The 22752-nt window shown below is 55.0% G+C and carries 19 protein-coding genes and 1 pseudogene; 9 read left to right on the plus strand and 11 right to left on the minus strand.

The genetic code is table 11. The features are described 5' to 3' along the window. Positions 1 to 529: pseudogene (locus ACTH5D_RS10690) on the minus strand (fuconate dehydratase); the annotation flags it as partial. Positions 530 to 566: 37 nt separating this feature from the next. Then, positions 567 to 1730, minus strand: a complete 1164-nt coding sequence (locus ACTH5D_RS10695; protein WP_441671029.1) for a fumarylacetoacetate hydrolase family protein — start codon at positions 1728 to 1730, stop codon at positions 567 to 569. A 542-nt stretch (positions 1731 to 2272) separates the two neighbouring features. Here ACTH5D_RS10695 and ACTH5D_RS10700 point away from each other — a divergent pair. The 5 genes from ACTH5D_RS10700 (at position 2273) to nanR (ending at position 7231) form a co-directional block, all read left to right on the plus strand. Further along, positions 2273 to 3274, plus strand: coding sequence for a sialic acid TRAP transporter substrate-binding protein SiaP (locus ACTH5D_RS10700; protein ID WP_441671031.1), 1002 nt, complete (start codon positions 2273 to 2275; stop codon positions 3272 to 3274). 57 nt (positions 3275 to 3331) lie between these two features. After that, complete coding sequence (locus ACTH5D_RS10705) at positions 3332 to 3868, plus strand: TRAP transporter small permease (protein ID WP_441671033.1); 537 nt, start codon at positions 3332 to 3334, stop codon at positions 3866 to 3868. Positions 3869 to 3917: 49 nt separating this feature from the next. Then, positions 3918 to 5297 carry a TRAP transporter large permease gene (locus tag ACTH5D_RS10710; RefSeq protein ID WP_441671035.1) on the plus strand — a complete coding sequence of 460 codons (1380 nt, stop codon included), beginning with the start codon at positions 3918 to 3920 and terminating at the stop codon, positions 5295 to 5297. A 58-nt stretch (positions 5298 to 5355) separates the two neighbouring features. Further along, on the plus strand, positions 5356 to 6432 hold the full coding sequence (locus ACTH5D_RS10715; protein ID WP_441671037.1) for an Ldh family oxidoreductase: 1077 nt from the start codon (positions 5356 to 5358) through the stop codon (positions 6430 to 6432). Between the two features lie 76 nt (positions 6433 to 6508). Then, positions 6509 to 7231 carry a transcriptional regulator NanR gene (nanR, locus tag ACTH5D_RS10720; RefSeq protein ID WP_441671039.1) on the plus strand — a complete coding sequence of 241 codons (723 nt, stop codon included), beginning with the start codon at positions 6509 to 6511 and terminating at the stop codon, positions 7229 to 7231. Here nanR and ACTH5D_RS10725 read toward each other — a convergent pair. The 4 genes from ACTH5D_RS10725 to ACTH5D_RS10740 form a co-directional block, all read right to left on the minus strand. Further along, positions 7228 to 8805 carry an aldehyde dehydrogenase (NADP(+)) gene (locus ACTH5D_RS10725; RefSeq protein WP_441671041.1) on the minus strand — a complete coding sequence of 526 codons (1578 nt, stop codon included), beginning with the start codon at positions 8803 to 8805 and terminating at the stop codon, positions 7228 to 7230. The genes nanR and ACTH5D_RS10725 overlap by 4 nt on opposite strands. A gap of 106 nt (positions 8806 to 8911) precedes the next feature. Continuing rightward, a complete protein-coding gene (locus ACTH5D_RS10730; protein ID WP_441671043.1) occupies positions 8912 to 10195 on the minus strand; it encodes a TRAP transporter large permease in 1284 nt (427 codons plus the stop codon). Between the two features lie 2 nt (positions 10196 to 10197). Beyond that, positions 10198 to 10791, minus strand: a complete 594-nt coding sequence (locus tag ACTH5D_RS10735; RefSeq protein ID WP_441671045.1) for a TRAP transporter small permease — start codon at positions 10789 to 10791, stop codon at positions 10198 to 10200. A 136-nt stretch (positions 10792 to 10927) separates the two neighbouring features. Further along, a complete protein-coding gene (locus ACTH5D_RS10740) occupies positions 10928 to 12019 on the minus strand; it encodes a TRAP transporter substrate-binding protein (protein ID WP_441671047.1) in 1092 nt (363 codons plus the stop codon). Between the two features lie 320 nt (positions 12020 to 12339). On the opposite strand from ACTH5D_RS10740, the gene ACTH5D_RS10745 reads away from it, so the two are divergent. The 4 genes from ACTH5D_RS10745 to ACTH5D_RS10760 are packed head-to-tail and all read left to right on the plus strand — an operon-like array spanning position 12340 to position 16935. Beyond that, on the plus strand, positions 12340 to 14142 hold the full coding sequence (locus ACTH5D_RS10745) for an IlvD/Edd family dehydratase (protein ID WP_441671049.1): 1803 nt from the start codon (positions 12340 to 12342) through the stop codon (positions 14140 to 14142). 46 nt (positions 14143 to 14188) lie between these two features. Continuing rightward, complete coding sequence (locus tag ACTH5D_RS10750; RefSeq protein WP_441671051.1) at positions 14189 to 15133, plus strand: DMT family transporter; 945 nt, start codon at positions 14189 to 14191, stop codon at positions 15131 to 15133. Between the two features lie 31 nt (positions 15134 to 15164). Beyond that, the gene (locus tag ACTH5D_RS10755; protein ID WP_441671053.1) at positions 15165 to 15935 is read left to right on the plus strand and encodes a FadR/GntR family transcriptional regulator; all 771 of its coding nucleotides are present in this window, start codon (positions 15165 to 15167) and stop codon (positions 15933 to 15935) included. A 49-nt stretch (positions 15936 to 15984) separates the two neighbouring features. Continuing rightward, complete coding sequence (locus tag ACTH5D_RS10760; RefSeq protein ID WP_441671055.1) at positions 15985 to 16935, plus strand: Gfo/Idh/MocA family protein; 951 nt, start codon at positions 15985 to 15987, stop codon at positions 16933 to 16935. Between the two features lie 8 nt (positions 16936 to 16943). Here ACTH5D_RS10760 and ACTH5D_RS10765 read toward each other — a convergent pair whose 3' ends face one another. The 5 genes from ACTH5D_RS10765 to ACTH5D_RS10785 all read right to left on the minus strand — a co-directional run bounded on the left by ACTH5D_RS10765 (position 16944) and on the right by ACTH5D_RS10785 (position 22549). After that, positions 16944 to 17843 carry an NAD(P)-dependent oxidoreductase gene (locus tag ACTH5D_RS10765; RefSeq protein ID WP_441671057.1) on the minus strand — a complete coding sequence of 300 codons (900 nt, stop codon included), beginning with the start codon at positions 17841 to 17843 and terminating at the stop codon, positions 16944 to 16946. A 111-nt stretch (positions 17844 to 17954) separates the two neighbouring features. After that, on the minus strand, positions 17955 to 19007 hold the full coding sequence (locus ACTH5D_RS10770) for an Ldh family oxidoreductase (RefSeq protein WP_441671059.1): 1053 nt from the start codon (positions 19005 to 19007) through the stop codon (positions 17955 to 17957). A 112-nt stretch (positions 19008 to 19119) separates the two neighbouring features. After that, positions 19120 to 19998 (minus strand): NAD(P)-dependent oxidoreductase, encoded by an 879-nt coding sequence (locus ACTH5D_RS10775; protein WP_441671061.1) that lies wholly within the window; start codon positions 19996 to 19998, stop codon positions 19120 to 19122. 24 nt (positions 19999 to 20022) lie between these two features. After that, entirely contained in the window at positions 20023 to 20991 is a 969-nt protein-coding gene (locus ACTH5D_RS10780) for a GntR family transcriptional regulator (protein WP_441671063.1), read from the minus strand. Between the two features lie 28 nt (positions 20992 to 21019). Next, on the minus strand, positions 21020 to 22549 hold the full coding sequence (locus ACTH5D_RS10785; protein WP_441671065.1) for a UxaA family hydrolase: 1530 nt from the start codon (positions 22547 to 22549) through the stop codon (positions 21020 to 21022). Between the last annotated feature and the right edge of the window lie 203 nt (positions 22550 to 22752).

A 22752-nucleotide genomic window follows, 5' to 3' on the forward strand; every position in this document is an offset into this window, starting at 1 on the left:
CTTCACGCTCTTCTTTGCCAGATGACTGGCGGCGCAGCAAGCAGATTGCTTCTTCCGGCGTGAGCGCATCGGTAACGAAGCGAAAGTCTAGACAGCGCACCAACTGCTCTGGGGTCATATCCACCAGCAGCTTCCATACCGGTTTGCCTTCATGCTTTGCCCACATATCCCACACGGCGTTGACGATGGCCGCGGTGGCTAAGTGAATCGCACCTTTATCGGGGCCAATCCAGCGTAGCTGGCTGTCACCGGTGATTTCTCGCCAGAAACTGCCCATATTGTCGGTGATGGACGCCAGTGAGCGACCTTCAATTAACGGCGCTAGTGATTGCACGGCGGTAACCACTATCTCGTTGCCGCGGCCGATGGTAAACGTTAAGCCGTGCCCTTCGGGGCTGCCATCATCAGTATGCAGAATGACGTAAGTGGCCGAATAGTCGGGCGCCGCATTCATGGCATCCGAGCCGTCCAGCGTGCGCGACGTGGGGAAGCGGATATCTTTGATCTCGACGCGAGTTATGGTTGTCATTGTGCTCTCCTAATCAGTGCTATGAGTGGCGTAATGCTTAGCGGCGCGCTAGGTGGCGCATCAGTTCGCGAATACCGTAAGTCCAGGGCGGCAGCTGATCGCTTCTGCCTACCGTATTGACCAAGGCGCCAAGGGACGGTGTAGCGATGGTGACGCGATCGCCTAGATGATGAGTGAATCCCTGGCCTTCGCCGTCGCGGTCCTGAGTCGGTGAGAACATGGTGCCGAGGAACAGCATGAAGCCGTCAGGGTACTGGTGGTGCTCGCCGATAGTTTGGCCCACTAGGTCCAGCGGATCGCGGCTGATTTCGCGCATATCGCTCTCGCCCTGGAGCAAGAAATCATCGTCTTCGCCTTCAATACGCAGCGATACCTGGCAATTGCGCACGCTATCCATATCGAAGTGATCGTCAAATAGCCGGATGAACGGGCCCAGCGAACAGGAGGCGTTGTTATCTTTTGCCTTGCCGAGCAGCAGAGCGCTGCGGCCCTCAACGTCGCGCAAGTTGACGTCATTGCCTAGCGTGGCGCCGCGTACCTGGCCACGGCTGTCTACCGCCAGGACAATTTCCGGCTCTGGGTTATTCCATTGAGAGGACACATGCAAACCCACCGGGGTGCCAAAGCCCACCGAAGACAGCGGCTGCGCTTTAGTAAACACCTCGGCATCGGGGCCAATGCCTACTTCCATATATTGCGACCAGCCACCGCGGGCTTGCAGCGCTTTTTTGAGCGCCATTGCTTCGGCAGACCCTGGGGTAATCTTGGAGAGATCGGTGCCAATCAGCGCCTGCAAATCGTCGCGTAGCGCGACGGCTCTAGCTGGATCGCCGCCCGCTTGTTCTTCGATTACCCGCTCTAACAGGCTAACGGAAAAGGTGACGCCACAGGCTTTAACGGCCTGTACATCGCAAGGAGCCAGCAAGAAGGGCGCGGTTGGCGAGGGCATCTGGGAGTTGGCGATCAGCGACTCGACGCTACCGATTGACGGCCCTTCTGCGCGTTGCACGACGGACAGCACATCATCGCGTTCCAGCAAATCAGCCATGGTGGGGCCAAACGCGGTGATATCGATAACCTGGCCAGCGTGCACGGTTACCAGTGCGGGGCCGGGGCGCGTGCCATCCAGCCAAACGCGGCCAACGAGCAGCGCTTTATCCAAATCATGGGGAAGAGAGTCAGTCAGGGACAGTGGGTTCATGTGCGCCTCCAGAAAAGTTGGACTAAAGATGTACTAGTGATGAGCAACGAGTGGTTGGTGCGTCATCACCTATCATGTTATGGATATTATGTTGTATGACAGGTATGCCAGTTCATGGCTCACTTTAGCGCACCGTCCGGTTTCGGGTCGATAGTTAAATCTGCCTAATTGAGACCGGTTTCGCTTAACGCAGCGTGTAAAAATAAAAGTAAAAATCGTAAAAAGAAGGTCATGTTAGACGAGTGGCAAGGCAGGCGAGTCCTCATCACCGGCGCTAGCCGTGGCATCGGTGCATCGATCCCCATGGGGCGACTCATCACTACTCGTTCGTTTGTATCAGCAGCTTAACCTGAGCGGTGAGTTGAACTAAGTACACAAAATAACGCCAGCAAAATGCTAGCCGGGTAGTTGCGCAATTGAGGGTCAGCAGCTAGGTTTTAATCTGATGGTATGATACGTATACAGTAAGATGATTGGTTTCATCGACTGTTGCCACTCGCACAATAACCAACAATAAATCTAATGGTTGTGAGGAATACAAGATGAGCTACAAAAGCCAACACCGCCTAACGATGTCCCGTTTGCTTACCGCTACGCTTATTGCCGCGGGTATCAGCGTAGCCGGTGCGGTACAGGCCGTCGAGAACCTGCGTTTCGCCCACGTTTATGAAACCTCCGAGCCTTTCCATAAGTGGGCATTATGGGCCGCTGACGAGATTGAAGAGCGCACCGATGGGCGCTATACCATGGAGGTATACCCCGCTGCCTCGTTAGGTAAAGAGGAAGACATCAACGAAGGGCTTGGGTTAGGCACGGTCGATGTCATTTATACCGGCACCCAGTTCGCTGGCCGCGCTTATGGCCCCATCGGCATTGCCGGAGCCGCGTATATGTTCCGTGATTTTGATCACTGGCAGGCATTTGCCGATAGTGATCTATTCCAAGAGATTGCTCAGGGCTATCAGGATCAAACCGGCAACGTTCCGCTGGTGCTCAACTATTATGGCGAACGCCACGTCACGTCCAATATCCCCATTAATGAACCAGCAGACATGGACGGGCTGAAAATTCGGGTGCCCAACGCACCGATGTACATGATGATGCCTCAGGCGGTGGGTGCTAACCCAACGCCCATTTCGTTCGATGAGGTCTATCTGGCTCTGCAGCAAGGCGTTGTAGATGCGCAGGAAAATCCGCTGCCGACTATTCGTGCTAAGGCCTTCCATGAAGTGCAGGACTACATCAACCTGACCGGCCACATCACCGATTCGCTCATTACGATTGTTGGCGGGCCGCGCTGGAATCAACTCTCTGAAGAAGACCGCGAAATATTCCGCGAGGTTTTCCAGGAGGCGGCTGAAAACAACACCAAAGATATTCTGCAAGCTGAAGGTGAGCTGGTTGCCTGGTTTGAAGAACAGGGCAACACCATCAATGAAGTGGACCGTGAGCTCTTCCGTGAGGCCGTCTTACCCACCCATAACGGCGATGCCGCGACATGGGATCAGGAAACCTACGATCGCCTACAGGCTATCGGCCAGTAATCCAACCCCTGATAACACTCCGCTCTTTACTGAGCGGAGTGTTTGGAGTCCTGTGCCATGAATAATTCGCGCGAGAATTCCCCGCCTATCGGCGACCCGATGGTGGATTTTGAATCTGCCTTCGAGGATGCTCCGTTTAAATTAAGTGATTATCGCCTTGAAGACTTTGTCACCTTAACGCTGTTTTGGGCATTGATTTTAGTGGTGTTCGCCCAGTTCTTTAGCCGCTATGTGCTGGGCAGTTCTATTGGCTGGACCGAAGAAATTGCCCGTTACTTACTGATTGGCGTGGGCTTTTTTGGCAGTGTCATGGCAGCCCGTAACGGTAGCCATATCATGGTGGAATTCTTCTACCACTACATGCCGAGCTGGCAGGCGCGTTTGCTTGAGCGCTTGGTCGACCTGATAAGCCTTAGTTTTTATATAGCGATGGCATGGATCGCCTACCAGTTGGCATCACGCACTAATAGCTTAATGGTGTCGGTGGATCTGCCCAAAAGCATCATCTATTTCACGGTCTGTGCGGCGTTTACATTGATGGCGCTGCGCACTGTTCAACGGCTCTACTTGAAGTATCGGGGACCTTCCATATGACGCTTGAGCTGTGGCTACCCGCGACATCATCTTTATCAAGAGGCCTCCCATGTCCCGACTTTCTGTGATGCGTTGGCAAAAGCCGATAGTGTCTCCGCTGCTGGCGGCACTGGCTATTCTGGGCTGCGTGATTTTACCGCTAATGGGCTACGATCTTGGCTTCTTGTTCTTTGCGCTGTTTACCATGCTGGTGCTGGGCGCGCCTATCGCGGTTAGCTTGGCGGGCGCCTGCTTAATGTTTGTCTTACTCACCGGCCAGGTGCCCAGCATTGTCATAGCGCACCGCATGATTAACGGCATTGACAGCTTTCCGCTGCTGGCGATTCCGTTTTTTATTTTTGCCGGCAGCCTGATGAACAATGGCGGCATTACCGAGCGTATTTTCAATTTCGCTAAGGCGCTGATGGGCTGGATGCGAGGTGGCCTTGGCCATGTCAATGTGGGGGCTAGCATTGTGTTCTCGGGCATGTCGGGTGCGGCCGTGGCGGATGCCGGTGGCCTGGGCATGATTGAAGTCAAAGCCATGAAGGATGCGGGGTACGATGAAGAGTTCGCCGTGGGAATCACGGCGGCGTCCTCGACCATCGGGCCTATCATTCCGCCTAGCTTGCCGATGGTAATTTACGGGGTTATGGCGTCCGCTTCGGTAGGTCAGCTGTTCGCAGCAGGCCTGATCCCTGGCCTGCTGATGGGCGTCATGCTGATGTTGATGATCTTCATCATCTCAAGGCGGCGTGGCTATCAGCGCGATGCCATTTTCTCAATGCGGGTTCTTGGCCATACCTTCAAGCGGGCTTTTTTATCGCTGCTGACCCCTGTCATCATTGTGGGCGGCATCATCACCGGCGCCTTCACGCCGACTGAAGCCGCGGTGGCCGCAGTGTTTTATGCCTTGTTCCTGGGGGGCGTGGTTTACCGCACGTTGACGTGGCGCAAACTGCTTAAAGTCAGTATGGAAACCATCGAGACCACCGCAGTTATTCTGTTCATTGTGTCTTCGGCATCGATCTTCGCCTGGATACTGACCAGCAATCAGGTGACTCAGAATGTGATCGCCTTAATGGGCCCCTTTGCCGATAGCAAGCTCGCCGTTCTGGTAATGGCCAATATCGTGCTGATTATCGTGGGCTGCTTTATGGAAACGATCGCGGCAATCACCATCTTAGTCCCTGTGCTGTTGCCCATGGCCGTTGCGGTGGGGGTAGACCCTGTCCACTTTGGGGTCATTATGGTGCTTAACCTGATGATCGGGCTATTAACGCCACCAGTGGGCATGGTGCTCTACGTGCTTTCCAGGGTTTCTAACGTGAGCTTTGAGCGCTGCATGCGAGGCACCATTCCGTTCCTAATACCCCTGGTGGCTTGCCTTCTATTGGTGACGTTCATCCCGGCTATTTCTATGTGGCTACCCACGCTGATATATCGCTAAGCACCGCTGGGGCTGGCGGAATGCCAGCTCCGCTATTAAGACCCGGAGTATTTTATTAATGACTGATACCTCATTAGATTTTCGCGTTACTCACGAGGATCTTGCTCGTTTTATACAAGCGACACTCGCCGCTGTTGGCGCCAATCAAGCCTCGGCGCAGGCGGTGAGCCGCGCGCTGGTCACCGCATCGCGCATGGGGACCGATAGCCACGGTTTGCGTCTATTGCCTCACTATGTACAGGCGCTGCAAGGCGGGCGCATTAAAGGCGCGCCTAACATGGTGTTTCAGCGCCGTTTAGCGGCCACAGGCTGCTTAAACGCTGACGATGGTCTTGGACATTTGGCAGGTTATACCGCGATGGAGCACGCCACGGCGATGGCTGATGAGGTTGGCATGGGCGCGGTCGCTGTGGGAAACTCATCGCACTTCGGCGCGGCAGGGTGCTATGCGCTAGCCGCGGCTGAGCGCGGCTATCTTGGTATGGCGTTCTGTAATTCAGACCCCTTTGTACTTCTGCACGATGGCGCCAAGCCCTTTCACGGTACCAACCCCATCGCTTTGGCCGCACCGGTAGCGGGTGAATCGCCGTATCTGTTGGACATGGCTACGAGTTCGATCCCCTGGAACCGAGTGCAGCAATTTGGCGCGATTGGCCGCCAGCTGCCCGATCAAGTCGCTGCAGATGCGGCAGGCGATGTCAGTCGTGTACCTGCTGACATCGCCGCACTGTTGCCGTTGGGCGGCAGTGATTTCGGCTTTAAAGGTGCCGGCCTAGGCGGCATGGTCGAAGTGCTGAGCTCGATACTGTCGGGCATGCAGCATGGCTTCAGATTATTGCCGATGGGCGGGCCGGATATGGCAACGCCGCGCGGTGTCGGGCATTTCTTTCTAGCCATAAAGCCCGATGCCTTTGTTGATGAAGGCACCTTTGCTCAAGGGCTGGCTGCGTATTTGACAGATCTTCGCGCCCAGCCAGCCTCAAAAAACGCCAGAGTATTAGCACCCGGTGATCGTGAATGGCGCTGCCAGGCGCAGCGTGATGCTCAGGGAGTTCCACTCGATGTTGCCAACCAATTAGCCTATGCCGAACTGGCTGAGCGACACCGGATTACGCCACTATCTCGGCTTGATTAAAGGCTCAATGAAAAGACAATGGCGAGAAATGCAGTAAAATGGCGGCCAATTCCAGGTTAACAAGGAGCGACTGCCTATGAGCAGATACCGGATTGAGCGCAAAACGCTTTCGGAACAGGTCGCCGAGCAGCTTGAGGCGGAGATTCTTCAGGGGCGGCTGAGCGAGAATGATCAGTTGCCCTCAGAAAGAGAGCTGATGGAACAGTTTGGCGTTGGTAGACCCGCGGTGCGCGAAGCGTTGTTTCATTTGCAGCAGCTGGGATTGATTGCGATCAACAGCGGCACGCGTGCCAGAGTAATTCGTCCTACGGCCGATGCGGTGATGGCGAGACTTTCGGGGGTGACGCGGCAGCTGCTTTCGAAACCGGATGGCCAGCAATACTTCCAGGAAGCTCGGGCTACGTTTGAAATATCGCTAGCCCGCTACGCCGCTCGTCACGCCAGCGATGAGGATCTGACGCGGCTGCGTGATGCCTTACAAGCCAACCGTGATGCTATTGGTGACGAAGCGCGTTTCAAGCGCTCTGATAACGACTTTCATGGCGTCTTGGCGAGTATCGGCCGTAACCCTATTTTTGATGCGATCCATGTGGCGCTTTCCGAGTGGCTAGATGATCGGCGTGCTCATGTGCTGCAGCAAAAGGATGAAGACAAGGCCGCGACCGCTGCGCACACGGAAATCATTGATGCCATTGAATCCCGTGACCCTGATGCGGCCGAGGCAGCCATGCGGCGCCACCTCGATCGTCATTACGGCACGTACATGCAGCTTAAAAAGCGCCTGTCTGATACCCCTTAGCTTTCACGCTTGCCGTCGATTAAGCGGGAAACGTTAAACGGATTGCTATCGCGCAGCGCTTCGGGCAGCAGGCCTGCTGGCAAGTCTTGGTAGCAGACGGGGCGCAGGAAGCGATAAATCGCAGCGCTGCCCACCGACGTCGTCCGGCTGTCAGACGTGGCCGGGTAGGGGCCGCCATGTACCATTGCATGACCCACTTCCACACCGGTCGGCCAGCCATTGGCCATAATACGGCCCACGCGACGTTCCAGTGCGGGCATTAGGCGTTTAGCGGCATCTAAGTCGCCATCGTCTAGCTGCAGTGTCGCGGTCAATTGGCCTTCCAACTGCTCGGCCACGCGCTGCATTTCATCGCTGTCACGGCACTCAATCACCAGTGATGCAGATCCGAAGATTTCGCTCTGCAGCGCTTCTTGAGTTAAGAAATCGTGGGCGCTAGCGGTAAATAAAGCAGTTTGGCAGCTATGCGGGCCGTCGTTGGTTTGTCCACGCGCGACTTCGTTAACGCAAGCGTTGCCCGAAAGCTCATTCACACCGCTTCGATAAGCCTCATGAATACCGGGTGTCAGCATAGTTTGGGCTGCGCTGGCTTTTACCGCGTCACCCGCTGTTGCTACGAAGGTGTCAAGGTCAGCACCTTTAAGGCCAACGACTAGGCCAGGGTTCGTACAGAACTGGCCTGCCCCCATGTTTAGCGATGTCACAAAACTCTCTGCAATCGCAGTGCCGCGAGCGTTTAACGCCTCTGGCATGAGGAACACGGGATTGATGCTGCTCATTTCAGCATAAACAGGAATCGGTTCGGGGCGTGCTTGTGCGGTGGCCATTAATGCAGTGCCACCGCTGCGAGAACCGGTGAACCCGACGGCCTTGATGCGCGGGTCGGCTACTAGCGCCTGGCCAATCTCTTTGCCTGAACCGAACAGCAGCGAAAAGACGCCTTCCGGCAGTTCGCATTTAGCAACCGCTCGCTGAATGGCGCGACCCACTAATTCGGACGTGCCAGGGTGGGCCGAATGGCCTTTAACAACCACCGGGCAGCCTGCAGCTAGCGCAGACGCGGTATCGCCACCCGCGACGCTGAATGCTAGGGGGAAGTTGCTGGCGCCAAAAACAGCCACTGGGCCTAGCGGAATGTGGCGCTGACGCAAGTCTGCGCGGGGCATCGGCTGGCGCTCTGGCAGTGCAGGGTCATGGCGTACATCCAGCCATTCTCCCGCGCGTACAACAGCAGCGAAAAGCCGTAGCTGGCCACAGGTACGGCCACGTTCGCCTTCAAGACGGGCCTTAGGAAGGCCCGACTCGGCGACACCACGCTCCATTAAGTCGGCGCCAATGGCTTCAATTTCATCAGCAATGGTTTCTAAGAAGTGTGCGCGTGTCTCAAGTGACGTCTCGCGATACTGATCAAACGCCGCATCAGCAAGTTTGCAGGCCTGTTCCACGTCGGAACGGCTGCCGCCACGATAGCCTGGCTCTAGCACGTCACCGGTAGCGGGATTGATAGCGTGGATCTCATCCTGTGTGCCTGTCACGGTCTGTTGACCGATAAGCAGTGTGCCTTGCAGTGTCATGCTGGTCTCCTATTAAAGGGTCTTATTGTCGATCTAGTCTAATACGTAGTGAGGTGATCGGTGTGCTGATCACCTTGTCGCTATTGATTTTATTGGGCGCAAGTACTTAGTTACCGCGCACAGCAGTCAGATCAGGCAGCCACGTCACGATGCCAGGGAATGCGATCAGGATAACCAGCACCACGAGCAACGCGGCGTAGTAGGGCAGCATCGCTTTGACCAGCTGCTCCATGGAAACCTTACCGACGCCACAGCCGACGTAAAGGCAAGTGCCCACCGGCGGTGTCAAAAGACCAATGCCTAAAATGAACGACATCAGCACGCCGAAATACACCGGATCAACGCCTACCGAGGTAACGATGGGCGTTAGCATGGGCGCCATGATGACCATTGCCGGCGTTAGATCCATTACAAACCCCACCAGCAGCAGTAGGCCTGCTACGATAAGCAGCAGTAGGAAAGGATCTTGTGTGATCGCCTGTACCTGAGTGACCAGTGTTTGCGGCACCATATTAATGGTTAAAAACCAGGCAATAACGGTGGCAAATGCCAGTAGCAGCAGCACCATGCCGGTCAATCGGGCGGTACGGATGAGCATTCCCCACAGCTCAGTTATCTTGAATTCGCGATACACGATCAGCGAGATAAATAGCGAGTAAAGCAGCGCCGCGACGGCCGCTTCGGTGGCGGTGAATACGCCGCCGATAATGCCGCCAATCACAATCGCGGGTAGTGCCAGCGCCAGCCATGCTGCTTTAAACGCGTGCCATAGCACATCAAGGCGGAACTTACGGGTTTGGCCAGCATGGCCAATGGTCGCCATGATGAAGGTTGTCACCATCAGGCCGACCGCAATCAATATACCGGGCACAATGCCAGCAATAAACAGGCGGCTAATCGACGTCTCGGTAACAATGCCAAACAGAATCAGCGGGATAGAGGGCGGAATGATAATGCCGATAACCGATGAAACGGTATTGATTGCCGTTGCTTGAGGCGCGGTATAGCCCTGTTTGGTCATCGACGGAATCATCATCGCGCCGGTGGCTGCCGTGTCTGCCACGGCTGAACCGCTAATGCCACCGAAGAACATGGAGCCGGTAATAGCGACCTGGCCTAAACCGCCGCGTACGAAGCCGACTAAGGCACCGGCTAGGTCCATTAAGCGGCGGGCGATGCCGCCGTTACTCATTACTTCACCGACCAGAATAAAGAAAGGAATAGCCAGTAGTGGGAAGCTGTTAACGCCTCGGATAGACTGCTCAATCATGATCGAGAGCGGAATGTCAGACAGTAGCGCCATGATGACGGCGGCAATGCCTAGGCCAAATGCGATGGGCAGGCCAAGTGCCAGCGAGGCGAAAAGAATGCCTAAAAAGATCCATAGCATGATTAGTGATCTCCAGCGGGCGTGGTGATAACGCTAGGCGAGCGGATTTGTTGCACGCTTTGCCAGGCGCGCCAGATAGACACGGCGGCAATAAACACGGCGCAAAGGACTAGCGAAACGTTAATGATATTCCAGGGCACATTGAGAATCGCGGTGCGGCTTGAAGCGCGAGCTATCACCAGGCATCCCCCCCAAATGATGACGCCCATTAGCGCGGTGATAACCACGTGCTGGAATAAATACAGCATATGGGCGGCTCGCGGTTTGAGTTTGCGAACCAAAATATCAACTGCAATGTGTTCATAGCGGGCAAAGGCCGCGGCGGCACCGATAAATATCAGCCAGATAAACAGCATTCGCGCCAGCTCATCGGCCCAGGGCAGCGAGCGGTTGAACACCGCGCGGCCGACGACATTCGCAGACACGGAAATGATCAAGGCGACCAGCAAGGTGGCAATCACATGTTCCATCGCCTGCGTCAGCCAGCGAAATATCGCCGGGCCGCGACGCTGTTCAGGTTCAATTTCAAGCGGTTGGCGTTGGGGGTCATCAAAATATGCCGCGGTATCAGGAATGGGAGTATTGGGTGTGTCCATGAGCCTTCCGAAGTGGCGAGTAACGAAAAGGCAAGAGGCCTATGCCTCTTGCCTAACCTCTCAATAGAACGTCGATTGGGAGGAGGTCCTGCAATAGCAGACCGAACATTAGCGTCGGTCTTACCGTCAAGGACGCTTATTTTTCTGTAGACGATTCGGCCATAGAGGATTCAGCAAGACGCTGGAACTCAGCGACTAAATCTTCACCAATGCGCGGTGCCCATTCGGCGTAAACCGGCTGTACGGCTTCTTGGAAAGCAGCAATCTGCTCGTCATCAAGACGCGTGACTTGCATGCCGCGCTCTTCAAGCTGGTCGCGCGCCCAGTCGTCGTATTCGCTAGAAAGCAGAATTTCATAATCGGCTGCCTGCAGTGCGGCTTCCTGTACTAACTCTTGATACTCGGGGTCGAGCCGATCCCAGGTACGCTGAGACATCATCTTGATGAACGGCGTGTAGACGTGACGAGTTTCCGAGCCGTAATCCTGCACCTCATAAAAGTTGGAGGTCAGAATGGTGCTCCATGGGTTTTCTTGGCCATCAACGACGCCCTGTTCCATCGCAGAGAAAAGCTCACCGAAAGCCATGGGGGTCGGGTTGGCGCCCAGCGCTTGCCAAATGGCCAGGTGCACCGGGTTTTCCATGGTACGCACCGACAGACCACGTACGTCTAAGCCTGCGACATCTTCAGGCGAGGAGACTGCCCGCGCGCTGTTAGATAGCTGCCGAAAGCCATTTTCAGCGAAGGCCAGGGCTTTAATGCCTGTGCCATCAAACGCATCGAGCATCTCTTGAGCAGCATCGCTGCGCATGGCTTCAACGGCCGCTTCGCGCGTCGGGAGCAAGAAAGGCAAATCGAAAACGGCCAGTTCTGCTACGTAGCCGGTCGCGGGGGAAGACGAAGGGTACGTCATGTCCAGCGTGCCGGTTTGCAGCATTTCCATCATCTGCATGTCATCGCCGAGCTGGCTGTTAGGGAACAGGTTAACGCTGATGCGCCCTTCGCTGCGCTGGTCGAGAATGTCCGCAAAATAACGGCTAGAAATGTATTGAGGCGAGGTTTCTGCCAGACCCAGCCCCATACGTATTGTCACCTTGCCGTGATCACCCACCACCGCGCCTTCAATTTCGGGCGGATCTGACAAATTAGGCGTTTGGGCGTAAGCGATACTTGAGCTGAGTAGGGTGGCACCGGTCATTAACAGGGTGCGCTTCCAGAAATGTTGCATTGTATTAATTCTCCTGGCGAGGTGCTGATGGCTGTGCGCGGCGTACTTCAAGAAACCGGCAAAGCGATAACTGTTGTTGTTTTACGTAAGCGGCCATACGCGTCAGGCGGACATATTCCCCAGGATGCCGTCACTTAGAGGCTAGCCCTAAATAAATAGCCCTTAACAGCGCATCGCTACCGCAAACACTGGAGGTTAATGTGGGGCTTTTTCCGTATATGTTCAACATAGACTTTTGTATGTATCGACGCTGGGGGTGAGAACGCGTAACGTCACGGCATTATTTTCTTATTTCTTCACTTTAGGCGTGGGGTGACACCATGGCCAGTTCTCATCGTATTACGTCTGAACAGTTGCGTTCACGCTACTGGTTTGATAATCCGGATCATCCGGGCACCACCGCGCTATGTATCGAACGCTACCTTAATTACGGCATCACGCTGGATGAGTTAACCAGCGGTAAGCCGATTATTGGCATCAGCCAATCGGGCTCTGATTTAACCCCCTGCAACCGTCATCACATTGATTTGGTGAAGCGCGTTAAAGACGGTATTCGTGCGGCAGGCGGGGTGCCTTTTGAATTCCCCATGCATCCCATTCACGAAAACGTACGCAGGCCCACAGCTGCGCTAGACCGCAATCTTGCCTATCTGGGATTAGTTGAGATTCTGCACGGGTACCCGTTAGACGGCGTGGTATTAACCACCGGCTGCGACAAAACCACTCCCGCGGCGCTCATGGCGGCAGCGACGGTGAATATCCCCGCGATTGTGCTTTCCGGTGGGCCAATGCTTAATGGGTGGCGTGGGGCTGAGCGGGTGGGCTCGGGAACGATTATTTGGGAACTGCGCAAACGCCTGGCGGCAGGCGATATCGACTACGCGGAATTTCTTTCTCGCGCCAGTGATTCTGCGCCTTCGATTGGCCACTGCAATACGATGGGCACCGCCTCCACCATGAACTCCATGGCTGAGGTGCTGGGCATGAGCCTGCCTGGCTCGGCGGTAATTCCCGCGCCGTATAAAGAGCGCGCAATGGTGTCCTACGATACCGGCACGCGCATTGTCGATATGGTCTGGGAGGACGTGCGCCCACTGGATATCCTGACCCGCGAAGCGTTCGAAAACGCCATCGTTGCCTGTTCTGCACTGGGTGGCTCATCCAACGCACCGGTACACATTAACGCCATTGCCCGCCATGCAGGCATTGAACTAGATAATGATGACTGGCAGCGTTTGGGTCATGAAATTCCGCTGCTGGCGAACGTCATGCCGGCTGGCGCGTTTCTCTGCGAAGAGTTTTATCGCGCAGGCGGGGTGCCCGCCGTTCTGCACGAGCTTAATGTGGCCGGCAAACTGCACGGAGGGGCGCTGACAGTAAATGGCCGCTCTATTGGCGAGAATCTTCAAGGTCGAGAAACGCAGGATCTTAACGTGATCTGCCGCTACGCCGACCCGCTGGTCGAGCATGCCGGGTTCCTTAATCTTAAGGGCAATCTGTTTGACTCGGCGCTGATGAAAACCAGCGTGATTTCACGGGATTTTCGCGAGCGTTTCCTAAACGATTCCAACGACCCTGAAGCCTTTGAGGGGAAAGTGGCGGTGTTTGATGGCTCTGAGGATTATCACGCCCGCATTGATGACCCGGCATTAGGAATCGACGCCCGTACTATCCTGGTCATGCGCGGCGCAGGCCCCGTGGGCCATCCTGGCGGTGCCGAAGTGGTCAACATGCAGCCACCGGAGGCGTTAATTAAACAAGGTATCGAATCACTGCCGTGTTTGGGCGATGGTCGCCAGTCGGGCACATCGGGTTCGCCCTCCATTCTGAATGCATCGCCAGAAGCGGCGACTGGCGGTGGTTTAGCGCTGCTTGAAAGTGGCGATAGGCTGCGGGTTGACCTTAAGCGTGGCCATGTGCAGCTGTTGCTTGAGCCCGCTGAGCTGGACGCACGCCGTGAGCGTTTAGCCCAGCAGGGCGGTTATCGATATCCAGGCCATCAAACGCCTTGGCAAGAGATTCAGCGCAGCATGATTGAGCCGTTGGACCGCGGCATGACGCTGGAACCCGCAACCAGGTATCGCGATGTTGCTCGCCTACATCCGCCTAGAGACAATCATTAAAAGCGCAATGGTTTTAAGGATTAGCCACTAACAGGACAGGTACTCGATGAGCCGGTTTAATAACTTATCGCATCGTCAGCAAGGGCTGCTGTTGACCGGTGGCGGTGCAATCATCATGGCGCCCGATGCTTTGCTGATTAAGGTGGCTGATCTTCCCGATGCCGAGATTCTTATGTGGCGTGGCTTTCTTTCGGCGCTGGGTTTTCTGCTTATCGCGTTAATGCGCTATGGTCGTGGCACGCTGGCGGCCTACAGACGCTGTGGCTGGACCGGTATTGCCGTGGCGTTACTGTTTAGTCTGACGAGCTGTGGTTTCGTGCTGGGCAATCAATATACCAAGGCGGGTAATGTGTTGATGATATTGGCCAGCGCGCCGTTAATCGCAGCCGTTCTCTCCTGGATCATTCTCAAGGAGCGTTTGCCCGGACGAACGTGGCTGGCTATTTCGCTGTGTATGGTCGGTATTACCATGATCGCGCTTGATGACGTGGGGGCTGGCTCCTGGGTGGGCAACGCGTTTGCCTTAATGGCAGCGTCGACGCTGGCGATTAACTTTACCCTGTGTCGTATGCGCCCGGGGGTCGACATGAGCCCGATGCTGGTTTTTAACGGTATTATTGTCGGCAGCGTTGCCGGGCTGTTTTGGCTGGCGGGCAGTGACACGACGCTGCCCTCGGTCAATCAGCTCTCAGTGGTGGTTCTACTGTGCTTGATCATTTTGCCCTGCGGTGTAACGCTGCTTCAGCGCGGGCCGCTATATCTTCCTTCGGCCGAAGTGGGCCTGCTGCTGTTGCTGGAAGTGGTGCTGGGCACGCTTTTGGCCTGGTGGGTTCTGAAAGAGCAGCCCGCCCCCGTGGCGCTATTGGGGGGAGGCCTGGTGCTCGGCACTTTGCTGGCCAAAGGGCTTTACGAAAGGCGGTTAGAGCTGAGGCAGCGAGCGGCGTTGCAGCTGGATTCGCCCATAACGGCAGGCCGGTCAAGTGCGCTATGATTGGCAGCCATTGAAATAGGGACCTATCGCAGTGACGTCATCTCTTAGCAAGCCACTGACTCGTCCTAGTATCGCTGAATACCTCGCCGAAGAGATATTTGGTGGCAACTATCATCCTGGCGATTTTGTTCCGCGTGAGCTGGATCTATGCAAACGTTTTGCTATCAACCGCTCAGCCGTGCGTAGCGACCTGCGTCAGTTGGTGGATGCGGGAATTATCGAGCGTATTTCTGGCCATGGCTCTAAAGTGCGTGAGTACTCAGAGTGGCATATTCTCGATGCCCAGGTAACTGACTGGTTAACCCGCTACGCGGCGCCCAACCCTGATATTCAGCGTGAAATTCTCGCTTTCCGCCTTGATGTAGAGCCCTACGTGGCTATGACCGCCGCCAAACGCGCCACCGCGCGCGACCTTGTTGCTATTGAAGAAGCCTTTGAGGGGCTTGGGCAGAATTTGCGCAACGCGACCTGCGAAGAAGAGCGGCGGCTGCACAGCGAGTGCGATATCGCGTTTCATGAGGCTATCTTCAAGGCCACACACAATATCGTCTGGGCACAGCTGTCGCATATTTTACGGCCCTCCATCTATCTGCTGGTGTCGATGTCTAACCAGAGCGCCTCTGATCCTGAAGACAGTCTTGAACGTCACCGCCAGTTGATGGAAAGTATTCGCCTGCGCCGCCCGCGGGACGCTTTTCTAGCCGCACAGGCCATATTGGCAGGCACCGCAGAGGCGCTAGGGCTTGAGCATAGCGCCAGCTCCTTAGGGCGCAGCGTTGAGCTACCTCATACTGCCCACTAAACTTTTTACTGTTTTCCGATCAGTTTTTGAATTAACACAAGGTAAGCGCATGTCTGGCACCAGTCCTTACACCAGCTATCACATCAACCTAGGCTTAGTAGGCGTGGGTAAAATTGCCCGTGATCAGCATCTGCCGGCCATAGCCGCGACGCCAAACTGTCGTCTCACGGCCGTGGCTGACCCTCATGCCGAGCTAGACGATGTGCCGTGCTATGCAAACCTGGATGCCATGCTGGACGCGCACCCTGAGATTTCTGCCGTGGCAATCTGCACGCCGACGCATTGGCGTTACTCTCAGGCGCGTGCGGCGCTGCTGCGCGGTAAACACGTGCTGCTTGAGAAACCGCCAGGGGCGACGCTAAGCGAGGTGGAGCACTTGATTACGTTCGCTGGCGAACAGGGCGTTAGCCTCTTTGCGGCCTGGCACTCGCGGTTTGCGCCCGGTGTCGCGCAGGCTAAACAGTGGCTGGCACAGCGCCAGGTTCAGCGCGTTATGATCGAATGGAAAGAGGATGTGCGGGTATGGCACCCGGGCCAAGCTTGGATCTGGCAGCCCGGTGGTATGGGCGTATTTGATCCTGGTATTAATGCGCTTTCAATCGCCACCGAAATACTGCCCCAGCCGTTTTTTTTGCATCAAGCTCAGTTGCTAATGCCCAGTAATGCGCAAACACCGATTGCAGCAGGACTAACCTTCACTGACCCACGCGGTGCGGTGATTGAGGCCGCGTTCGATTTTCGCCAAACCGGTCCGCAAATCTGGGATGTTCATATCGACAGCGACGGTAGCCGTTTGAGTCTCACTCAGGGCGGTTGCCGCCTGGTGATTGACGATGAACTAATTATCGAGGCCGAGGAGCGTGAGTACCCCGGACTTTACGCGCACTTTTTAGATCTTGTGGCGAACGGGCGCAGCGAGGTGGATGTAGCCCCGCTGCGCCAAGTCGCCGATGCTTTTTTATACGGCCATCGTGAGACGACCGACGCCTTTATTGAGTGAGTGTAGCGTTAGTCACTTGCAGCGATTTTATTGCGCTTTAGGCAGCTGTCATAAGCCTGGGGAACGAAGCTTTCTGCCCCCACGTCGCTTTTCGCCTGTGAAAGAAACTCGCAAAGCGGCGGCAACATACGGGACGTTAGCTGATAAGACGTTAATGTGTCAGCGAGATAGCGCATGTCTTTATCAGCATTGCCGAGGCTGAACTGCAGTTTGGTACATTCTCTTTGCAGTACCCATTCCATTACGGGCGCCAGCATGGCGCTGTTAGCACCGCCTTGAGAACAGATTTCCAATATTTTTTGCTGTGGAACATCCATAGCGTCGGCCATGGTGGCGGCTTCGCTCACCAGCGCCGCCGCACCTAGCGACAGGAAGTTGTTGATTAGTTTTAGCTTATGCGCAGAGCCCACCTTGCCAACGTGAAAGATGTTTTCGGCAAAACTCTTGATCACCGGAGTGAGTCGCGCCACCGTGGCATCATCGCCCCCCAACATGACATTGAGGCGCCCCTCACGGGCCTCACGGGGAGTTCGCGCGAGCGGCGCATCCACTAGCATGACTCCCTGCTGTGCGACTTTCTCGGCCAGGCGTTCAGTCGACTCAGGGTGTGCGGTAGAGCAGTCGACAATAATTAAGCCTTCATGACTACCCGCGAGTAACCCATCGAGGCCGGTCACAATCTCGTTCACCTGCTCGGATGTTTTCACGCAGATAAACACAATGTCGCTGTTGCCGGCTATTTCCTTAGCGCTGCTGGCTTCCACTGCGCCATCGGCACAGAGTGCCTCTAAGGGGGCGCGGTTGCGGTTAGCCATAACGCTCAGCGGATAGCCGTTACGTATGATGTTTCCGGCCATTTCCTTGCCCATTAAGCCGAGCCCAATAAAACCTACGCGTTCCTGTTTCATAATCGCCTCTAAGCAGTTGCTTCAACGTGCCTGTAATAAGATCAGTGCATCAGAACTAGATCAGTACGTTTGAGCTATATCGGTACGTTTGAGTTAGATCGGTGGTAGCCATTACTGTGCGTCAGGAAAAGCGACACCCAATCGCTCCGACCATTCAGACAGCGCTTCGAATACGCCTTCTGGTAGCGGCACGCCCTCTTGTGAGTAGCGTTTATGCAGGGCGAGACCGCGCTCTCCGGGGATGCGTACCGGGGGGCTGCCTTCAGCAACGGGGTTGCTGCGACATGCATCGGCCAGCGCACCCGTTTCGCGCTTGAAGGCTGCTAATCCACCAAAGGCTTCTGGGTCCAGCACTTGCACCATGACAGAGGCGCCCCATTGCGTAGGCGCCTGCACACGCCCAAACCCGGCTAATCCAGACGTTAAGGCTTCTACCATGAGGCCTAGGGCATATCCTTTGTGGCCATGGTCAAGCCCGCCGATGGGCATGATGCTGCCTTTGGGCTCATCAAACAGCACGCCGGGCTGATCCGTCGCGTTCCCCTGGTGGTCTTTCAACCACGGATAAGGCAACTGACTGTTCTGTTTGTGAAGACGGCCCACCATGCCATTGGTGGTAATAGACGTGCTGACATCAAGCAAAACGGGGCCTGAATCGGTGGGGTAGCCCACGGCGATGGGGTTGGGCGTATGGGTGGCGGCTAAACCGCCATAAGGGGATACGGATTTTGTCGCCGGATCTGAGGATTCGATGACGACCACCAAGTCTCGATCGGTAGCGCGCTTGAGATACGCCGCCAAACAAGCGATATGGTTTGAGCGTCGAATCACAACCGTTCCCGTGCCGCACGAGCGAGCCATCGCTTCGGCGGTTTCCATGGCCTTGATGATCAGCCAGGGGCCCGGCAAGTAGCGGCCGTCCCAAGTCTCCACGGCGGCGCGTTGGGAAATCACCTCGTAATCGCCGGTGACTGGCATCCGGCCTGACTGAATTTCGCCGAGGTAAGGGGAAAGCAGCTGCAGGCCATGGGTGGTATGGCCCATCAGGTCGCCTTCCACAAGTATGTCGGCTACCGCCTGAGCTTTGTCATCATCAAGGCCGGCGGCTGCCAGTAGCTGGGTGCTGAATTGTATGATTGCCTGTACGTCGTACTGTTTACTCATTGTCATTATTCTCCATACGATTGTTCTTCACATGTGGTTCTTCACAAGCTAGTTCTTCACATGTGGTTCTTCACAAGATGGCTCTTCAAAAAATGGTTATTGGCAGGTTCGGTTACTCATTGTGCCGTCTGAGTTGGCGTATCAAGGCGCTATGATCCAGCTCGCCATCGCCTTGAGCGACGAGCTCTTCATAAAACCCATTGACCAATGACGATACCGGTAGCTTAAGTCGCAGCTCTTCGGCTAATGCCATGGCCGTTTGAGTGTCTTTCAACTGCCACTTTGACGGGCCTCCCGGGGCAAAATTCTCTTGTACCATGCGCTTGCCGTGGATCTTGAGAATCGTTGAGTCGGCAAAGCCGCCTTCGAGCGCCGCCAGCATCTGCGCCGGGTCAGCGCCGCCGCGTTCGGCAAGTAATATGGCTTCTGCTACCGTGGCGATGGTATTGGCCACTATCATCTGATTCGCCAGCTTAACCAGCTCACCGCTGCCAGCGGGGCCCACGTGTATCGGCCGGCCAAGCGATAAGAGGATGTGTTCGACAGCTTGAAAGGTGGCGGCGTCACCTCCTGCCATAATCGCCAGGCTGCCATCGATGGCGCCTTGCTCACCTCCGGACACCGGTGCATCTAAATAGTGGACCTGATACGTAGCGGCTTCTGCCGCTTGGCGACGCGCAGTATCGACGGGAATGGAACTCATGACGATTAAGATCGCGCCCGGCCGCATGGATTGAAGCAGACCATTGGCGCCTAACAAAATGTCATCGCAAACAGGCCCTGAGCTGAGCATGACGATCACCACATCGCTGCCGCTCACGGCATCAATAGGCGTTTCGACGATACTGGCGCCTGTTGATTCTAAACTTTCGGCTTTGTTTTTCGTGCGGTTCCAGACGCGTACTCGGTGCCCCGCTTTAGCCAAGCGTGCCGCCATAGGCGCGCCCATAATGCCTGTGCCGATAAAGCCAATAGTCCGTGACATTGTCATTGTTGGTTCCTCTGTCTATTTTAATTATCGCCGCAGATAAGGCGGTATATCGATATCTCCCGATTCTCTAAAGTGAATAAGACGATCAAGCACTTTAGACTCCGAGCGCTCTAAATGCGTTACCAGTGCTTTACCTGCCTGTTCGGGCTGCTGCTGGCGTATTTTTTCAAAGATACATAAATGCTCATCGAAAAAAGGGTCTTGGTCGGGCAGTTTAAGCACGCGCCCAAGCAGGTGTTTACTGATGAGTAAAATAGGGTGGGTGCGCCTAAGCATATCCATTACCTCCTGATTAGCGCCTAAACTAACAGCGCTATGGTGGAGGTCGTTTTCTAACGCATCGAGTAGCTCACCTTTAATATTAGGGTAGCTATCGGCGGCATCTTTAAGCTTGGCAATATAGCCGTTGAGCGTGCTCTCAGGCATATGGCGCGCCGCGCGGACAATCATATAAGGCTCTAGCTGGCGGCGTGCCTCATAAAGATTGTGTAGCCTTCCATCGTCGAGAGGCACAACGCTCCAGCTATTGTATTTAATCTTCTCGACCAGTCCGATGGATCGCAAATGGTGCAGAATTTGATGAGTAACCGTGCGGCTGACACTGAGTGATTTGGAAAGCTGCAGCTCGTTGAGCTCAAATGCGCCCTTAATCGAACATAGAACGATGTCATGTTCCACGCCGTCGATATGCGCCTGCCAGGAAACGGTACGATCTACTTTCGGGGCATAGCCCAGCTGCTTGAAATCCCGCTCGCTAAGAGGGCGCCGGACGATCTCACTAGGTGATGCACCCACCAAATAACCGCGCCCTTCGAAGCGACAGATGTACTGTTCTTCGTGTAACCGGCTTAAGGTTTGACGAACGGGGGAGCGGCTAATGCTAAATAACGCCGCTATGTTGCCCTCAAGCAGAACCAGGCCCGATTCAAGGCGATTGCCAACAATGCTCTGCTTAAGAGCCGTATAAAGTTGGTCGCGCAGCGTTTGTGTCATGATTAGCCCATTGCTCTTGAAACAACGCTTAGGTGACGGCACCTATCAGCCAAGGTACGAACTCATTATTACCGTAACCCAATGATTCACTTGCGCTCATGTCACCTGAAGCAATCGCGATAATGCGTTCAAAAATTTCTACCCCAACGCTTTCTACACTGCCGGTGCCATCGACGATAACACCGCAGTTGATATCCATATCTTCATGCATTTTCTCATACATGGGCGTATTGGTGGCGAGCTTAAGGCAGGGCGCTGGTTTGAAACCTGATACCGACCCCCGCCCGGTGGTAAAGCACACCACCGTTGAGCCGGACGCAATTTGGCCGGTCACGGAAATAGGGTCGTAGCCTGGGCTGTCCATAAAGTTAAAGCCGCGCGCAGTAATTTTCTCTGCATATTGCAGCACATCGTTGAGGCTTGAGCTTCCGCCTTTCGCGACGGCGCCCAGTGATTTTTCTAGAATCGTTGAAAGCCCACCCGCTTTATTGCCAGGCGAAGGATTATTGTTTAACTCGGCACCGTTAATCTCAGTGTAATGCTTCCACCAAGTAATCCGATCCAATAGTTTTTGCGCGACGCTTTCGTTGATAGAACGGTCAATCAGCAGGTTTTCCGCGCCATAAATCTCAGGAGTTTCAGCCAGGATGACGCTGCCGCCTTGTTGCACGATGAGATCGGCGGCATGGCCAAGCGCTGGGTTAGCGGTAATACCTGAATATCCATCCGAGCCCCCGCATTGTAACGCCACCACCAGGTGCTCTAAGGAGGCCGGTGTGCGCTGTATTTTGCCGTGCTGAGTCGCCATCTGCATGATGTGATCGCAGGCCGTTTTGATACTCGTGCGCGTGCCGCCCGCGTCTTGAATATTGAAGTAGGCAAGCCTTGAGGCATCTTCTAAGCCTTGGCGTTTAACGAGTGTTTTAACCTGATTCGTCTCGCAGCCCAGGCCAATAATAAGCACGAAGGCGAAATTAGCATGCTGTGCGTAGCCGGCAATAACGCGCTCAAGAAAGGTAAAACCCTCGGAGTCAGTGTTCATAGCGCAACCCGAACCATGGGTAATCGCCACGACGCCGTCGAAGCCCATTTGGCTTAAGTCATCTGATTGATTAAGGGTATCGGCGGCGGCTTTAGCCACCGTGGCAGAACAGTTGACGGTAGAAAGAATGCCAATGTAATTACGTGTACCTACGCTGCCATCAGCACGCTGAAAGCCTTGAAACGTGGGAGAAGTTGGCGTTACTTCTGTTTTCGAGTGGGGCTGGAAATCTTGTAATGAAGAATTTAGCTCGATCATATCAAGGTTGTGAGTATGCACGTGCTCGCCGGGCTGCACATCCTGCGACGCTAACCCTATCAGTTGGCCATACTTATAAACGGCCCTACCTTTTTGAATGTTAGTTAACGCAACCTTATGACCCGCATCGATATTCCCTTTGGCTAGAGTGCCATTTCTATCAATAGGAATGCCTTTCGGCACGGCTGTTGAGGCAACGCCTACGTTATCTCTTGGGTTGAGATGAATAATAACGGACGGGGAATTAATGAGTTCCATCGTTTACCTCAAACTGATTGTTGAGCTTTTGATGCGATGACCAGGCACAGGCTCAAATGCGATCATTGTGGGAGCACTCTACCAAGCAGGCCGCGTGCGTCGATTAGACTATCGTCCTATGTAATGGTCATTGAATGCAATGTTCATTTGTTCTAGATTGCTCTCAGAGACTGAGTGCAAGGCAGGTATTTGTTGCTTTAGCC

It is taken from the genome of Halomonas sp., from assembly GCF_052095695.1.
Taxonomy (GTDB): domain Bacteria; phylum Pseudomonadota; class Gammaproteobacteria; order Pseudomonadales; family Halomonadaceae; genus Vreelandella.

Excerpts from the sequence above, each read along its gene's own strand:
- ACTH5D_RS10695 (WP_441671029.1), bottom strand. The coding sequence starts at position 1,730 with ATGAACCCACTGTCCCTGACTGACTCTCTTCCCCATGATTTGGATAAA.
- ACTH5D_RS10700 (WP_441671031.1), top strand. The coding sequence starts at position 2,273 with ATGAGCTACAAAAGCCAACACCGCCTAACGATGTCCCGTTTGCTTACC.
- ACTH5D_RS10705 (WP_441671033.1), top strand. The coding sequence starts at position 3,332 with ATGAATAATTCGCGCGAGAATTCCCCGCCTATCGGCGACCCGATGGTG.
- ACTH5D_RS10710 (WP_441671035.1), top strand. The coding sequence starts at position 3,918 with ATGTCCCGACTTTCTGTGATGCGTTGGCAAAAGCCGATAGTGTCTCCG.
- ACTH5D_RS10715 (WP_441671037.1), top strand. The coding sequence starts at position 5,356 with ATGACTGATACCTCATTAGATTTTCGCGTTACTCACGAGGATCTTGCT.
- nanR (WP_441671039.1), top strand. The coding sequence starts at position 6,509 with ATGAGCAGATACCGGATTGAGCGCAAAACGCTTTCGGAACAGGTCGCC.
- ACTH5D_RS10725 (WP_441671041.1), bottom strand. The coding sequence starts at position 8,805 with ATGACACTGCAAGGCACACTGCTTATCGGTCAACAGACCGTGACAGGC.
- ACTH5D_RS10730 (WP_441671043.1), bottom strand. The coding sequence starts at position 10,195 with ATGCTATGGATCTTTTTAGGCATTCTTTTCGCCTCGCTGGCACTTGGC.
- ACTH5D_RS10735 (WP_441671045.1), bottom strand. The coding sequence starts at position 10,791 with ATGGACACACCCAATACTCCCATTCCTGATACCGCGGCATATTTTGAT.
- ACTH5D_RS10740 (WP_441671047.1), bottom strand. The coding sequence starts at position 12,019 with ATGCAACATTTCTGGAAGCGCACCCTGTTAATGACCGGTGCCACCCTA.
- ACTH5D_RS10745 (WP_441671049.1), top strand. The coding sequence starts at position 12,340 with ATGGCCAGTTCTCATCGTATTACGTCTGAACAGTTGCGTTCACGCTAC.
- ACTH5D_RS10750 (WP_441671051.1), top strand. The coding sequence starts at position 14,189 with ATGAGCCGGTTTAATAACTTATCGCATCGTCAGCAAGGGCTGCTGTTG.
- ACTH5D_RS10760 (WP_441671055.1), top strand. The coding sequence starts at position 15,985 with ATGTCTGGCACCAGTCCTTACACCAGCTATCACATCAACCTAGGCTTA.
- ACTH5D_RS10765 (WP_441671057.1), bottom strand. The coding sequence starts at position 17,843 with ATGAAACAGGAACGCGTAGGTTTTATTGGGCTCGGCTTAATGGGCAAG.
- ACTH5D_RS10770 (WP_441671059.1), bottom strand. The coding sequence starts at position 19,007 with ATGAGTAAACAGTACGACGTACAGGCAATCATACAATTCAGCACCCAG.
- ACTH5D_RS10775 (WP_441671061.1), bottom strand. The coding sequence starts at position 19,998 with ATGACAATGTCACGGACTATTGGCTTTATCGGCACAGGCATTATGGGC.
- ACTH5D_RS10780 (WP_441671063.1), bottom strand. The coding sequence starts at position 20,991 with ATGACACAAACGCTGCGCGACCAACTTTATACGGCTCTTAAGCAGAGC.
- ACTH5D_RS10785 (WP_441671065.1), bottom strand. The coding sequence starts at position 22,549 with ATGGAACTCATTAATTCCCCGTCCGTTATTATTCATCTCAACCCAAGA.